This is a genomic window from Flavobacterium qiangtangense (genome assembly GCF_042658345.1).
GTDB classification, from domain to species: domain Bacteria; phylum Bacteroidota; class Bacteroidia; order Flavobacteriales; family Flavobacteriaceae; genus Flavobacterium; species Flavobacterium qiangtangense.
The window spans coordinates 237,868-253,022 of sequence record NZ_JBHSQB010000009.1; the positions used below are offsets into that span (position 1 = coordinate 237,868).

A 15,155-nucleotide genomic window follows, 5' to 3' on the forward strand; every position below is an offset into this window, starting at 1 on the left:
TTCAATTAAATAAAAAAAATGCCTTTCAGTTTTGAAAGGCATTTTTTTATATCATTTCGATAAGTTCCAAAGCTTTTTTTACCGATTTTACATTCTCAAAAGTCAGCAACAATCGAAGTCCGTTTTTAGTTTCTTTTTCTTTCATTCTGCAAAGGTTTCCGTTCTTTTGAACAAATTGCAAAACCTTGTGAAATTGATTCGAAGTGTAATATTCAGATTGCTGGTCAGAAACAAAATAAGCAACCATTTTTCCTTGTTTTAAGACTAATTTCTCTATTCCAAGTTTTGTAGCGCACCATTTAATTCTGATGCTGTTCATCAATGCAATTGCTTGTCTTGGCAAAGCGCCGAATCGGTCAATCAGTTTCTGTTCGTAAGCAAGCAATTCGGCTTCATTTTTCACATTGCTCAATTCATTATACAAATTCAATCGCTCAGAAACATTGTTGATATATTCATCTGGAAACAATAATTCAAAGTCAGAATCAATCTGAATTTCCTTCACATAATCTTTCTCAGGCGCATTTTCATCTTCCGGATACAAATCCTTGAATTCGTTTTCTTTCAATTCTTCGATGGCTTCATTCATGATTTTTTGGTAGGTTTCAAAACCAATTTCGTTGATGAAACCGCTTTGTTCGCCACCCAATAAATCTCCGGCGCCACGAATTTCTAAATCTTTCATAGCAATATTGAAACCGCTTCCCAATTCGCTGAATTGTTCTAAAGCCTGAATTCTTTTTCTCGCATCATCAGTCATCACAGAATAAGGTGGCGTGATGAAATAACAGAACGCTTTTTTATTGCTTCGGCCAACTCTTCCACGCATTTGGTGAAGATCTGAAAGACCAAAATTATTGGCATTATTAATGAAAATTGTATTGGCATTTGGTACGTCCAAACCGCTTTCGATAATGGTTGTGGCCACTAAAACGTCAAAATCTCCATTCATAAAAGCCAGCATCAATTCTTCTAATTTTTTTCCATCCATTTGACCGTGGCCCACGCCAACACGCGCTCCAGGAACCAAACGTTGGATCATTCCGGCAATTTCTTTGATGTTTTCAATTCTATTATTAATGAAGAAAACTTGTCCGTTTCTTTGAATTTCATACGAAATCGCATCACGAATCAATTCCTCGTTAAATCCAACAACTTGCGTTTCAATCGGATATCGATTTGGCGGAGGCGTTGTGATTACAGATAAATCTCGCGCTGCCATCAATGAAAACTGCAACGTTCTCGGAATTGGCGTTGCTGTCAAAGTCAAAGTGTCAATATTCGCAGCAATCGTTTTTAATTTGTCTTTTACGTTTACTCCAAATTTTTGCTCTTCATCGACAATCAGCAATCCAAGGTTTTTGAAGGAAACATTTTTGTTGACCAATTGGTGCGTTCCAATAACAATATCAAGTTTTCCGTCGGCCAATTCTTTCAGCGTTTCAGATTTTTGCTTTGCAGTTCTAAATCGGTTCAAATAGCCCACCGTTACTGGCATATCTTTTAAACGTTCTGTAAAAGTTTTGTGATGCTGGAAAGCCAAAATGGTCGTTGGAACTAAAATTGCAACTTGTTTTCCGTTGTCAACTGCTTTAAAAGCCGCACGAATCGCAACTTCGGTTTTTCCAAAACCAACATCTCCACAAACCAATCGATCCATCGGACGCTCGCTTTCCATATCATTTTTCACGTCTTGCGTCGCTTTGTACTGATCTGGCGTATCTTCATAAATAAAAGACGATTCTAATTCGGCCTGAAGATAACTATCTGGCGCATATTGAAACCCTTTTTCCAGCCTTCGCTTTGCGTATAATTGAATTAAGTTGAAAGCAATATGTTTGACTCTGGCTTTGGTTTTTTGCTTTAAAACTTTCCATGCATTAGAACCTAATTTGTATATTTTCGGCGGAGATCCATCTTTTCCGTTGAATTTTGAAATTTTATGCAACGAGTGAATGCTCACGTAAACAATGTCGTTATCGGCATAAACCAATTTAATTGCTTCCTGTGTTTTTCCTTCCACCTGAATTTTTTGCAAACCGCCGAAACGCCCGATTCCGTGGTCAATATGCGTTACATAATCGCCAACGGAAAGCGTATTGAGTTCTTTTAAAGTAATCGTCTGCTTTTTAGAATAACCGTTTTTGATGCTGAATTTATGATAACGCTCAAAAATTTGATGATCAGTGTAACAGGCGATTTGGTTTTCTTCGTCCACAAATCCTTGAAATAACGGAAAAACAACAGTGTGATATTGCTTTCGGATATTTTCGCTGTTGACTTCGTCTAAAGATTCAAAAATATCGTGGAAACGTTTTGCCTGCTGTTCATTCGAACAAAAAATATAATTTTTGTATCCGTTTTGCTGATTGTCATTCAAATTATTTAGCAATAAATCAAATTGCTTGTTGAACGAAGGTTGTGGCTGAATGTGAAATTCAAAAGTTTTTTGAGTTCTGAATATTGCTTTCGAACCCATTTCTGCCACCGTAAAATCAAGCGCTTTTTTGATAAATGCTTCCTGATTTAAGAACAATTCTTCTGGAGCAATGTGATTTACAGTCGCATCCATTGTTCCAAAAATTTCTTTTGCTCGTCCAAAAAGCTGATCTAATTTTGAAAAAAGCAAATCGGTATTTTGAATAAAAAGAACCGTTTTTTCGTTGATATAATTTAAAAAACTCTCTCGATTTTCTTGGAAAAATTTATTTTCGACGTTTGGAATTATCGTAATTTTCTTTTGTTTTTCAACCGAAAGTTGAGTTTCTACATCAAAAGTTCTGATGCTATCTACTTCATTTCCAAAGAATTCAATACGAAACGGATTTTCATTCGAAAAAGAAAAAACGTCTAAAATTCCACCTCTGACTGAAAATTCTCCTGGTTCAGTGATGAAATCCACTCGTTTAAATTCATATTCAAACAAAACTTCGTTGATGAAATCGATGGAAACTTGATCACCAACAGCCACTTTCAAAGTGTTTTTGTCTAATTCTTGTCGGGTAACCACTTTTTCAAAAAGGGCTTCGGGATAAGTGACAATTACGGCCGGTTTTTTTCTAGAATTTATCCTATTCAAAACTTCCGCGCGAAGCAAAACACTTGCGTTATCAGTATCTTCAATTTGGTAAGGACGGCGATAAGATCCGGGATAAAACAAGACATCTTCCTCGCCAACAAGCTGTTCTAAATCGTTCAAATAATAAGCGGCTTCTTCTTTGTCCTGAAGAATTACTAAATAAGGAAGCTCATTTTTCTTGAACAAACTCGCCACAATCACAGACAATGAAGAACCCAAAAGGCCTTTCAAATGTACTTTATTTTCTCTGACTTCAAGGCTTTCTGCAATTTGCTTGACCTTTGGAGAATTGGCGTAAATATTTAAAATTGGTAGTTTCAAATGATTGTTATCTATGTAGTTTTGGATCTAAAGTTGGAACAATACCACTGTTTCCTCTGGAGTTGCTTGGTTTTTGCTGCTGCAAATTAATTGGAGCTTTTGGTTTCACAACCGAATCTCTTGGAATTGATCGAAGCATTTCGGCTTCACCTTCTTCTAATTTGATTTCACTTTTCTTGATAATTTCTTCCATCTGAGATTGCAGTGAAGCAATTTCCTCGTTGATTTCTGGAATTAACTTAACGACTTTTTGATCTTGTATGTAGCTTAAATTCATGAATAAGTCGAGCGATTTGACTTTTGTGCTCAAGGTCATAATTCGGCTTATAATTTCTGGCTTATTGAAAACTGACGGAATGTTGTTTTGCAATGCCGTAACTTTTAACGAAAGTGTTTTGGCTTTTTGCTGAAATGCCCCGATGGAACTTTTTGGTTTTTGATTTAATTCTGTCAAAAACAATCTCCATTCTGCCCAATTTTGAATTCTGCTTTGAACTTGTGAATTTGGCGGTGGTGTGTTAAAGATCCAAGCTTTGTTAATTGTTGTAAAAAGTTGTTCTTTTTTTTGAACTTCTTTTGCATTTGCTTGCACTGTTTTCGAGTCATCATCCTTGCAAGAAAAAATGGCAAAACAGGATATAACGATTATTAATAATTTAAGTTTCATAGACTTTCGGTAAGTTGCAAATTTACAAATGTTATTGAAACTTTTGAGTTTCTGCGATTTTGAGAATGATAAATTTTTGATAAAAAAAAAAGCCTTGATTTCTCAAGGCCTTTCAAAATTATTTGATGATAAGTTTGTCTGATTTTACAAACTCATTTTTGTCATAAATTCTCAAGTAGTAAATTCCCGATGCTAAACCGTCAACATTCATTCTATAAGAATCAGTTGAGTCAACTTTAGCAGATTTTACCAATTGACCGTTTTGATTGTAAATTTCAACTTCGTCTATTGATTTAAAAGGAGACGCTATAAAAAATTCAACACTCACCGGATTTGGATAAACCGTAATTGCTTTTATAGCTTGAAAATCCTCAACGCTTAGCGCTCCACACGCTGTTGATGCAGAAGTTAATAAACTGGCTCTTGGCCCGCTCATTGTGTTTTGAACCAAAGCTTTTTGGCCATTTGTGAACATTGCCATGCAAGCGTCATTCACATAATCCATATAATTCATGAAAATAGAACCGTTTGGAGTTGCAGTACAGGCAAATTCATTTGAGGGAAACGTTGGACATTCAAAATAGGGACCGTTAGTGGCAGGAGTATCAGCAACACCGTCGTCGTTTGAAGCACTTCCGCATAAACTATCATCTTCGCCCCAAGGATGATCAAGACCTAAATAGTGACCGATTTCGTGAGTACAAGTTCTTCCTAAGTTAAACGGAGCAGTAGCAGTACCAGTTGTTCCAAAATACCTGTAGTCACAAACAAAGCCGTCCCATGCTTGTCCGGCTTGATCCGGAAGATATGCCCAGCCTAAGATTCCGTTGTAATCTCCATTTAAAATCCCAACCCAAACGTTTAAGTATTTCGTTGGATCCCAAGCAGGATCTCCGGCAGCTAAATAATAACTGTCTCCAAAAGAGACACTTGATGCAATCGATTTTCTCACGATCCCAGTTGTTGTGGCGCCAGAAGGTGTTTTCGTTGCTTTGCAAAAAACGATTTCCATATCTGCAGAAATTCCTTGAAATACAGAAGGAACCACTGCGCTAAAATCAGTATTCAATTTTCTGTAATCTCTGTTCAATACATCAAGTTGTGATTGAATTTGAGCATCAGAAATGTTTTGGTTCGGATTTTTATATAAAACGTGAAACACAACAGGAATTGTAATTACAGTATTGGTACTTTGAGTTCCGTTAGAGCCACTAGTTCTAAAAAGATTGTCTTGTGACGAATTTTTGACAAAGTTCATCACTTCATCATGGTGCGCTTTTTTTTCGGGAGTATTCAAAACATTATTCATTTTTTCATGTGTTAAACATGTTCTTTGGGCAAATAATGTAGAAGAAGCTAATAAAAGCAAAAAGGTAATTTTTCTCATTTTTAAAATTTTAAAGGGACAAATTTAGAAAAATAACAATAGGAAATCATTTTGTTGTAAAGTATTTTGATTCAAATCATTTTAAAAGTATAAGATAGTTTATGCCATTCTTAAAAATGCTGACGATATAGCATTTAACATTCTTAATTCTTAATAAATTATTTATTTTGGATCGATTACTCTTATAATTTTTGAAGATTATCTATTTCGATATAGTATATTTGTGCCAACTACCAAATCATGTGAAATGCACGCAAAAATTTTAATCATTGGCGCTTGTGGCCAAATCGGGACAGAGCTGACCAAACAGCTTCGCAAACAATATGGAACTGACGCTGTAATTGCTTCAGACGTTCGAAAAGGAAGTGCTGAATTTGTAAATTCAGGTCCGTTTGAAGTTGTAAATGCTTTAGATTTCAACCAAATTGAAACGATTGTTGAGCAATATAATATTGAAGAAGTATATTTGATGGCGGCTTTGCTTTCTGCAACGGCTGAAAAAAATCCAGCATTTGCTTGGGATTTGAATATGAATTCGCTTTTTCACGTTTTAAATTTGGCCAAAGCCGGAAAGATTAAAAAAATATTTTGGCCTTCGAGTATTGCGGTTTTTGGACCAACAACTCCCAAAGAAAATACGCCACAATATACCATTATGGAGCCTTCAACGGTTTATGGTATCAGCAAGCAATCTGGCGAAAGATGGTGTGAATATTACCACAATATTTTTGGCGTGGATATCAGAAGCATCCGTTATCCTGGTTTGATCAGTTGGTCAACGCCTCCTGGTGGCGGAACGACAGATTATGCAGTCGATATTTATCATAAAGCGTTAAATGACGGAAAATATGAATGTTTTTTATCAGAAGAAACAAAACTTCCGATGATGTATATGGACGATGCAATTCGCGCGACCATCAGTATTATGGAAGCTCCGGCAGAAAATATAAAAATTCGTTCTTCGTATAATTTAGCCGGAATCAGTTTTACTCCGGATGAAATTGCCGCTGAAATTAAAAAGCATATTCCAGAATTTACAATTTCGTATGAGCCAGATTTCAGGCAAAAAATCGCCGACAGCTGGCCGTCAAGTATTGATGACGCCGAAGCTAGAGAAGATTGGGATTGGAAACACAACTTTGACTTGGAAAGTATGACGAAAGATATGTTGGAACATTTGAGAGAATTAGGAAATTAGCCAATTTGATAATTAGATAATTTTTTGGATTTTTCTTATAAATAAAAAACCGAGAATAGTTTTTTACTGTTCTCGGTTTTTTGTTTTATTGCTTTTTTAAATCTTCAATAAGTTTTGTCTCAATAGTTTCTTTTGCCTTGATGACTTCGTTAGAATTATCGTTTGGGATGGTCATGGACAAAACATAATGCTTAATTTTCCATTTTCCATTTGATTTTTCAAGAACTCCTGAACCTCGGCAGATTTTCATTTGCGTGTTTAAAAGTTCGTCAAACCAAGCTATTTTTTTGTCTGGACTGAAATAAATATTTCTTTGCAAAGCCGTAAAACTCCAAGCTTTTCCTTTATCAAAGTATGGTTTCGCCCAAATTTCGAATTCTTTTTTGTTCCAATTTTCTGTAGCGTCGGTCCCGATGTAAATGGAGTTTTCGGCTAATGCGCTGAAATATTCTTTAAAATTGGCGTCAGATGCGGCTTTGTGCCAAGAATCTAAAAGGTTGTTGATAGTTTCTTTTTCTGCGGTTTCTGTTTGCTTTTTTTGGGCGAAAGTTGCTGTTGAAAAAGCTATGGCTAAAAGCAAGACTGTCTTTTTAAAATTCATTTTAGTTTATTGAGAAGTTGGTAAGTCTCAAAGTTACAAAGTTGTTTTGCTTGAAAATTAAAATGATAGTTTTTTTTCTGCGTAAAGTAGGCAAGCAATCTTGTCGTCCCGAAGCTTCGGGATAAAAGAAGCCTGAAAGTTTGATTTCTAACCCCGATGGGCGGCAGTAGCCTTTTTCTGCTGCCCCGAAGCTTCGGGAGCAGGAAAAGCTACTGCAGACAGCGGGAATATGGATTAAAAAATACGTTTAGTTTGGTTTCAAAAATTAAGCGTGGCCAATTTGTTCGTCGTGCTGTGAAAGGTCGAGTCCCATTTCTTCAGATTCTTCAGAAACACGAAGCGGAATGAAAAGATTGGTGAATCTAAACAAGAAATAAGAACCGAAAAACGTGAAAGAAGCCACCAAAACCAGCGCCATCATGTGATGCGCAAAAACGGACCAGCCACCGTGAAGAAGGCTGGCGTTTTCGCCTTGGGCAAAAATGGCGGTCAAAATCATTCCGGTAATACCCCCAACTCCGTGGCAGGCAAAAACGTCTAAGGTATCGTCAATTTCTTTTAATTTTTTCCAATATAAAGCTTTGTTTGAGATCAAGGCAGCGGCGAATCCGAAGAAAATACTTTTGGGGATGGACACGAATCCTGCGGCTGGGGTAATGGCAACTAACCCAACCACAGCTCCGATGCAAGCTCCCATTGCAGAAACTTTTCGTCCGTTAATTCTGTCGAAGAAAACCCAAGTCAGCATTGCAGCAGCCGAAGCGATTGTGGTTGTTGCAAAAGCCATCGCTGCTGTTGCGTTTGCGGCTAAAGCAGATCCCGCGTTGAAACCAAACCAACCGAACCAAAGCATTCCGGTTCCTAAAAGTACGAACGGAATATTGGCTGGAATGTGACCGTTATTTTTTCTTTTTCCGAGTACCAAAACGCCTGCGATTGCGGCAAAACCGGCACTCATGTGAACTACAGTTCCTCCTGCGAAATCTTTCACTCCGAAATAACTTCCTAACAACCCGTCGGGATGCCAAACCATGTGGCATAACGGCGTGTAAATAAACAAAGTAAACAAACAAATGAACAAAAGAAACGAGATAAAACGGATGCGTTCCGCAAGAGATCCTGTAATAATAGCTGGTGTTATGACTGCGAATTTCATTTGGAAAAGCGCAAACAATATGAATGGAATGGTGGTGGCCATCTTTGCGTGTGGATGTTCGCCGACGTTATCAAAAAGCGAGTAAGTAAAGGGGTTTCCGATAATTCCATAATGTTTTCCGTCGATTGAAAAACCTATGGAATCTCCGAAGGAAAGACTGAAACCAACAACCACCCAAAGAAGGCTGATGACGCCAAGGCAAATAAAACTTTTTAGCATCGTGGAAATTACGTTTTTCTTGCCAACCATTCCTCCGTAAAAAAATGAAAGTCCGGGAGTCATTAAAAGTACCAAACAAGAAGCGGTAAGCAACCAAGCAACATCTGCCGGAACAATATTTTCTAACGGACCAAAATCTTTTGACGGGAAATCTGTTGCTGGTTCATAGAATAATCCTGCGATTGCAGTTATGGCGACTATGGCAAAAGATGCGATCCAACGTTTTTCTATTTTCATTATAAATTTATTTAACGCCTAATTTTATGGGGCAAAATTATAAAAAATATATCTTAATAACGTTTTAACCCTTATTTTTTTATATTCAAAAATTAAAATTTATATATTTTGTATCAAGGGAGATAAAAGGTCACTGAAAATTTTTCATATGACAATCAAAATATGGTTAAACTGCGTATATGATAAAATTTACCAGAAAAATGCGTTCCTTGTGGGAGATTTAAATTCTCGAATATGAAAAAACTGATACTATTTTTGTTTGTATTAACTCCAATTTTTGGATTCTCGCAATTGAAAGTTATATCTGGGGATTTTAAAAATCTAAAAGGTATTTCGCGATATAATGTCGTTTTCGACTATAAAGATTTACAAGTTCATGGCTTCGAAACTGAGGAGGCTTATTTAAAAGAAAAGATGGAGAAGCGCGAAAAAAAAGAAGGCGAGGCGCAAAAATTTAAAGAAAATTGGTATTCTGACCGTGAAAATAAATATGAGCCGAAATTTATAGAGTATATAAATAAAAGGTTTGAAAATGGAGAAATCACGGCGTCAAAAAATGGTGATGCTAAATTTACGATGAACATAAAAACAATTTGGATTTATCCTGGATATAACGTTGGCGCAGGAAAAGAACCAGCAAAGATCAGCGCTGTAATTACGATTTTTGAAACAGCAAATCCGCAGAACATACTTTTAATTGTGGATTTTAAACGTTCGATCGGTTTGGAACCTGGAACTTTTGACTTTGATCAAGGCTACAGAATTGCTGGCGCTTATGAAAAACTGGCAAAAAATATGGCGATGCAACTCAAACGATTTTTGTAATTATATTTTTACTATACTTGCACCATAAAATCAACCACTAAAAACATTTATTTATGAAAAAAATTACGCTTATTGCATTGTTGATGGTTTCTGCGTTGACAATGGCTCAAAAAATGAAAGTCGTGAAAGGCGATTACAAATTTTTAAATGGGCAAAAAGAATTAAACGTGGAGTTCAATTATGATAACCTCAAGCTTTTGAAAGAAAATTTGTCTGAAGAACAATATGTTTCGCAGAGAACAGCTGATTTAAATGAAAAAAGTAAAGGAAATGGCGATGTGTGGAAGAAAAAATGGAAGACCAGTCGCGAAGCAATTTGGAATCCGAAATTTCTGGAGTTGTTAAATAAGACTTATGGAAACGAAAAAGATGTGACGATTCAAGAAGACTTGAAAAGCGCAAAATATACACTTATTGTTGACGTAGCTTGGATTTACCCAGGTTGGGACGCAGCAATTATGAAACAACATGCTAAAGTTTCATTAAATTACAGATTCGTAGAAACTTCAAACAGAAGCAACGTTCTTTTAGAAATCACAAGCGAAGAAGCGCCAGGTGACCAGTGGGGAAATAACTTCAGCAATGAATCAAGAATTGGTGAAGGTTTTGCAAAGTCAGCAAAATCTTTAGGAAAAGAAATAGTGAAGAAAGCATTCAAATAAGATTCTCAGAAAACAAAAAAAGCGCCTTATTGGGCGCTTTTTTCGTTATTTAAAATGTGAGCCATATTTCGAATCACATTATCGTGTTTTTTCACAAACGGATTTTCTTCGTCCCAAACATATCCTGCCAAAACTGCGCAGATTTTTCGTTTTACATCCGGATTTTCTGGTCTGTGAAAAAATAAAGTCTGCAAGTTTCCGGTGTACCATTCTTTGACATAAGTCGCAAAAACATTGACACCGCGACGCATATATTCGGTGTATTCTTTGTCCCAATCCACTTTTTCACCGTTTAATTCTCTCAAAAATAATTTTGCAGAAAGCATTCCGGATTCTGTTGCAAAACAAACGCCGGAAGAAAAAACGGGATCTAAGAATTCAGAACTATTTCCGGTCAAAGTAAATCCTGGCCCGCAAAGTTGCGTCACAGAACACGAATAATTTTCAATTTTATGCGGTTCAAAAAGAAAGTCTACGCCTTCAAAACGGTCTCTGTAAAAATCAGATTTTTGAATGACGGATTTTAAAGCTTCTGTTTTATCTTCTGAAAGTGAATTGATGTAACTCGTTGGTCCGACAACTCCAATACTTGTATTTCCATCCGAAAAAGGAATCACCCAAAGCCACACTTTTGTTTCCAAAATATCAAAAGAAATCAACGTTCCTTCGCGACCTTCGGGTCTGTTCACATCTTTCACGTGCGCAAACATTGAAGAGTTTTCAGGAATAGAAGACGGTGCATCTAACTTTAAAATCCTTGGCAAAACACGGCCATAACCGCTGGAGTCAATAATGAATTTTGCTGAAATTTCTTTTAGGTTTCCATCTTTGTCTTTTACGAGCGTTTTTGAATTTGTACCTTCAAATTTTACGTCTAAAACTTCGGTCTCAAATTCCACGTCAACGCCTTTTCTTACAATTTCTTGCGCTAAAGTATTGTCAAAATCGGCTCTTGGAACTTGCCAAGTCCAATCCCAACCTTCAGAAAATTTATCAGAAAAATCAAAAAGACAAACTTCTTCGCCACGGATAAATCGTGCTCCAAATTTTTTTTCGAAGTTTTTTTCTTTTAGAGAATCTAATAAACCAGCTTCTTCATAATGTTCCATTGATCTGGGAATCAGACTCTCTCCAATAACAAATCTAGGGAACAGCGATTTTTCAACCACTTTAATAGAAGCATTATTTTTATGCAAATATCCAGCAGCAACGCACCCTGAAGGTCCGGCACCAATGATCAAAACGTCCACATTTTCCTTTAACATACTTTAGTTTTTTAAAACCTTAAAATTATCTTAATAAATCTTACATTTGCTCTGTAAAATTAGCAACAATATTTCAATATAAAAATAAAATAACGCTTATCAAATTAGCGCTATAAACTTGAATTAATGAATGTAATTAATGAATTTTTAAGTCTGGAGGAATTTAAGTCTGTCATTTTCAAAAAAAACGAAGTCAATGTAAGCGACGCTGTTTTGAAAAGAGTGATTGAAAGTTTCGATTTCCTAAAAGAATTTTCGGAAAACAAGATTATTTATGGCGTAAACACTGGCTTTGGACCAATGGCGCAATATAGAATCAAGGACGAAGACAGAATCCAACTTCAATATAATTTAATCAGAAGCCATTCTTCTGGAACGGGAAAACCACTTAACAAAACGTTTGTAAAAGCAGCAATTTTGGCTCGTTTGAACACGCTTTCTTTGGGCAATTCTGGCGTTCATCCTTCGGTAATTCATTTGATGAAAGAATTTATCAATCGCGACATCACGCCGTTGATTTTTGAACACGGAGGCGTTGGAGCGAGCGGAGATTTAGTGCAATTGGCGCATTTGGCTTTGACATTAATTGGCGAAGGCGAAGTTTTTTACAAAGGTGAAAGACGAGCGACAAAAGAAGTTTTTGAAATCGAAAATTTACAGCCAATTCAAGTGGAAATCCGCGAAGGTCTTGCCTTGATGAATGGAACTTCGGTCATGACCGGAATTGGGATTGTGAATCATTACCATGCAGAAAAATTGCTCGATTGGTCGCTTCAATTTTCGTGCGCAATTAATGAAATTGTAAAAGCGTATGACGATCATTTGTCTTCAGAATTGAACAATACCAAACTTCATAAAGGACAGCAAGATGTTGCCGAACGCATGAGAAACCATCTTTCTGACAGCAAATTGGTTCGAAAAAGAGCCGACCATTTATATACAGGAGAAAATACAGAAACAGTTTTTACCGAAAAAGTCCAAGAATATTATTCGCTTCGTTGCGTACCTCAGATTTTAGGTCCGGTTTTGGATACTATAAATAATGTAGGAGAAATTTTAGAAAACGAAATCAACTCTGCCAATGATAATCCAATTATTGACGTAAAAAACAAGCACGTTTACCACGGAGGCAATTTCCATGGAGATTATATTTCCCTTGAAATGGACAAGCTGAAATTAGTAATTACAAAGCTTACGATGTTGGCAGAAAGACAGTTGAATTATCTTTTGAATTCAAAAATCAATGAGATTCTTCCTCCATTTGTCAACTTGGGAACGCTAGGTTTTAACTTCGGAATGCAAGGTGTTCAGTTTACGGCAACTTCCACAACGGCTGAAAATCAGATGCTTTCCAACTCAATGTATGTTCACAGTATTCCAAACAACAATGACAATCAAGACATTGTGAGTATGGGAACAAATGCGGCTGTCATCACCGGGAAAGTGATTGAAAACGCTTTTGAAGTGCTTGCCATTGAGTTGATTACAATTGTTCAAGCGATAGATTATTTAGGGTGTAAAAACGAAATTTCTTCGGCAACAAGAAAATTATACGATGAAATTCGCGTCATAATTCCTGAATTTAAGGAAGATCAAGTGATGTATCCTTTTGTTCAAAAAGTAAAAGATTATTTGATAAATAATTAATAATTAGCTTATTATGAAAAAATTATTCTTCTTATTATTGGTTTTTGTGCAAATTTCAAATGCGCAAGAATTGGCTTTGGTTCGAAAAGACGGAAAATTTGGATACATTTCTCAAAAAGGAGATTTTGCAATCCAGCCAAAATTTAAAACTGCAAAAAACTTTTCTGACGGACTAGCTGCCGCAGAAGAAAACGGAAAATGGGGCTTCATAAATCCAAAAGGCGATTGGGCAATTCCTCCCACTTTTGACGATGCAAAATATTTTAACAGCGGTATTTGTATGGTTTCAAAAGACAAAAAATGGGTTTACATCAATAAAAAAGGTGAAGTTCAAAAAGCGCCTGAAACTGATAAATTATTTGATTTTGAGGAAGGCGTTGCATTTTTCCGCCAAAATAAAAAAGTAGGGTTGATTGGTCCAAAAATGAACGTGATTTTAGAACCAAAATACGATATGATAAAACCATTTGAAGATGGATACGCCAGAGTAAAAAATAACGACCGTTGGGGAATTATTGATAAAACCGGAAAAGTTGTCGTAGAAATAATTTATGACGAAGTCGGAAACTACTTTAAAAATACAACTTGGGCAAAAAACGGTTCTGCTTTCGGATTAGTAATCGCAGGAAAATTCAAAGCCATTGACGGAGTTGAAAAAATCTGGGATTTTCATTCGCAAGATTTGACTTACGCTAAAAAAGCAGGAAAAATTGGTTTCATCGACTTAAAAGGAAATTGGGCAATCGAACCAAAATTCGATAAAGCAAGGTCATTCTCAAAAAACCTCGCTCCGGTTTATGTCGGAAGCAAATGGGGTTACATTAATATGAAAGGTGCGATTGTAATTGAGCCTCAATTTAAAGATGCCGAAATTTTCAGTGCTGAAGGTTTGGCTCCAATCAAAGAAAAAAATTGGGGATTTATCAACGAATCTGGAAAAATCGTAATTCCAACGCAATACGGAATCACGGCTGGTGGCGTTTTTGCACTTTTCAAAGACGAGCAAAAAGGCTTCATCAACGGATTGGCAAGAGTGAAAAACGAAAGCAAATGGGGATTCTTAAAACCAGACGGAACCGTTTTAGGAAAACAATGGTTTGAAAACGCAGAACCATTCCAAAAATAAAAATTTTACAGAAAATATATGAAGTGTGCATTAGTAACAGGCGGTTCAAGAGGAATTGGAAGTGCGATTTGTCAAAAATTGGCAATCGACACCGATTATCACATTCTGATTAACTACCAATCTAATAAAGATGCGGCCGAAGAAACTTTGAAGAAAGTAATCGAAGCCGGAAATACGGGAGAAATCATCAAATTTAATGTGGCTGATGCCGAAGAAGTGAAAACTACGCTAACACAATGGCAAGATGCAAATCCAGAAGCGATTGTTGAAACCATCGTGAACAATGCCGGAATCACGCGCGACGGACTTTTTATGTGGATGAACCACGACGATTGGTCGCAAGTAATCAACACCAGCTTAAACGGATTCTATAACGTGACGAACTTTTTTATCCAAAAAATGCTTCGAAACAAATATGGCAGAATCGTGAATTTAGCTTCGGTTTCTGGAGTAAAAGGTACGCCCGGACAAACCAATTATTCTGCTGCAAAAGGCGCTTTGGTTGCCGTTACAAAAGCCTTGGCACAAGAAGTTGCTAAAAGAAATATCACGGTAAATGCTGTGGCACCTGGTTTTATAAAATCTGATATGACGAGTCAATTAGATGAAAAAGAATTGGTGAAATTAGTTCCTGTAAATCGTTTTGGCGAAGCCGAAGAAGTGGCTGATTTGGTTAGCTTTTTGGTGTCTAAAAAGGCGAGTTACATCACGGGAGAAATCATCAATATCAACGGAGGAATTTATTCTTAAACGTTCACAGTAAAG

General features: G+C 36.5%; 12 protein-coding genes. 6 read left to right on the plus strand and 6 right to left on the minus strand.

Going from position 1 to position 15,155, the window contains the following annotated elements:
- Nucleotides 1–46: 46 nt before the first annotated feature.
- From mfd to ACFPVY_RS12915, 3 genes are all read right to left on the minus strand, one after another.
- Nucleotides 47–3,379, minus strand: coding sequence for a transcription-repair coupling factor (gene mfd, locus ACFPVY_RS12905; protein ID WP_379792707.1), 3,333 nt, complete (start codon nt 3,377–3,379; stop codon nt 47–49).
- A gap of 28 nt (nt 3,380–3,407) precedes the next feature.
- Nucleotides 3,408–4,067, minus strand: coding sequence for a hypothetical protein (locus ACFPVY_RS12910; protein ID WP_379792507.1), 660 nt, complete (start codon nt 4,065–4,067; stop codon nt 3,408–3,410).
- 118 nt (nt 4,068–4,185) lie between these two features.
- On the minus strand, nt 4,186–5,454 hold the full coding sequence (locus ACFPVY_RS12915; protein ID WP_379792508.1) for a M43 family zinc metalloprotease: 1,269 nt from the start codon (nt 5,452–5,454) through the stop codon (nt 4,186–4,188).
- A 247-nt stretch (nt 5,455–5,701) separates the two neighbouring features.
- Between ACFPVY_RS12915 and ACFPVY_RS12920 the strand changes: the two genes are divergently transcribed.
- Nucleotides 5,702–6,652, plus strand: a complete 951-nt coding sequence (locus ACFPVY_RS12920; RefSeq protein ID WP_379792510.1) for an L-threonine 3-dehydrogenase — start codon at nt 5,702–5,704, stop codon at nt 6,650–6,652.
- Nucleotides 6,653–6,737: 85 nt separating this feature from the next.
- Here the strand turns inward: ACFPVY_RS12920 and ACFPVY_RS12925 are convergent, their stop codons facing one another.
- Both ACFPVY_RS12925 and ACFPVY_RS12930 read right to left on the minus strand, forming a co-directional pair.
- A complete protein-coding gene (locus ACFPVY_RS12925; RefSeq protein ID WP_379792511.1) occupies nt 6,738–7,253 on the minus strand; it encodes a nuclear transport factor 2 family protein in 516 nt (171 codons plus the stop codon).
- Nucleotides 7,254–7,518: 265 nt separating this feature from the next.
- Complete coding sequence (locus ACFPVY_RS12930) at nt 7,519–8,865, minus strand: ammonium transporter (protein ID WP_379792512.1); 1,347 nt, start codon at nt 8,863–8,865, stop codon at nt 7,519–7,521.
- A 234-nt stretch (nt 8,866–9,099) separates the two neighbouring features.
- Here ACFPVY_RS12930 and ACFPVY_RS12935 point away from each other — a divergent pair, with 234 nt between their 5' ends.
- The gene (locus tag ACFPVY_RS12935; RefSeq protein WP_379792513.1) at nt 9,100–9,690 is read left to right on the plus strand and encodes a hypothetical protein; all 591 of its coding nucleotides are present in this window, start codon (nt 9,100–9,102) and stop codon (nt 9,688–9,690) included.
- Nucleotides 9,691–9,743: 53 nt separating this feature from the next.
- A complete protein-coding gene (locus tag ACFPVY_RS12940) occupies nt 9,744–10,352 on the plus strand; it encodes a hypothetical protein (protein WP_379792514.1) in 609 nt (202 codons plus the stop codon).
- A 26-nt stretch (nt 10,353–10,378) separates the two neighbouring features.
- Here the strand turns inward: ACFPVY_RS12940 and ACFPVY_RS12945 are convergent, their stop codons facing one another.
- A complete protein-coding gene (locus ACFPVY_RS12945) occupies nt 10,379–11,617 on the minus strand; it encodes an NAD(P)/FAD-dependent oxidoreductase (protein WP_379792515.1) in 1,239 nt (412 codons plus the stop codon).
- A gap of 126 nt (nt 11,618–11,743) precedes the next feature.
- Here ACFPVY_RS12945 and flxA point away from each other — a divergent pair, with 126 nt between their 5' ends.
- From flxA to flxB, 3 genes are read left to right on the plus strand one after another with little or no spacing between them, the layout of a single operon-like run.
- The gene (gene flxA / locus ACFPVY_RS12950) at nt 11,744–13,264 is read left to right on the plus strand and encodes a flexirubin biosynthesis tyrosine ammonia-lyase FlxA (RefSeq protein WP_379792516.1); all 1,521 of its coding nucleotides are present in this window, start codon (nt 11,744–11,746) and stop codon (nt 13,262–13,264) included.
- Between the two features lie 13 nt (nt 13,265–13,277).
- Nucleotides 13,278–14,390, plus strand: coding sequence for a WG repeat-containing protein (locus ACFPVY_RS12955; protein ID WP_379792517.1), 1,113 nt, complete (start codon nt 13,278–13,280; stop codon nt 14,388–14,390).
- A gap of 18 nt (nt 14,391–14,408) precedes the next feature.
- Complete coding sequence (gene flxB / locus ACFPVY_RS12960; RefSeq protein WP_379792518.1) at nt 14,409–15,140, plus strand: flexirubin biosynthesis SDR family reductase FlxB; 732 nt, start codon at nt 14,409–14,411, stop codon at nt 15,138–15,140.
- Nucleotides 15,141–15,155: the final 15 nt, after the last annotated feature.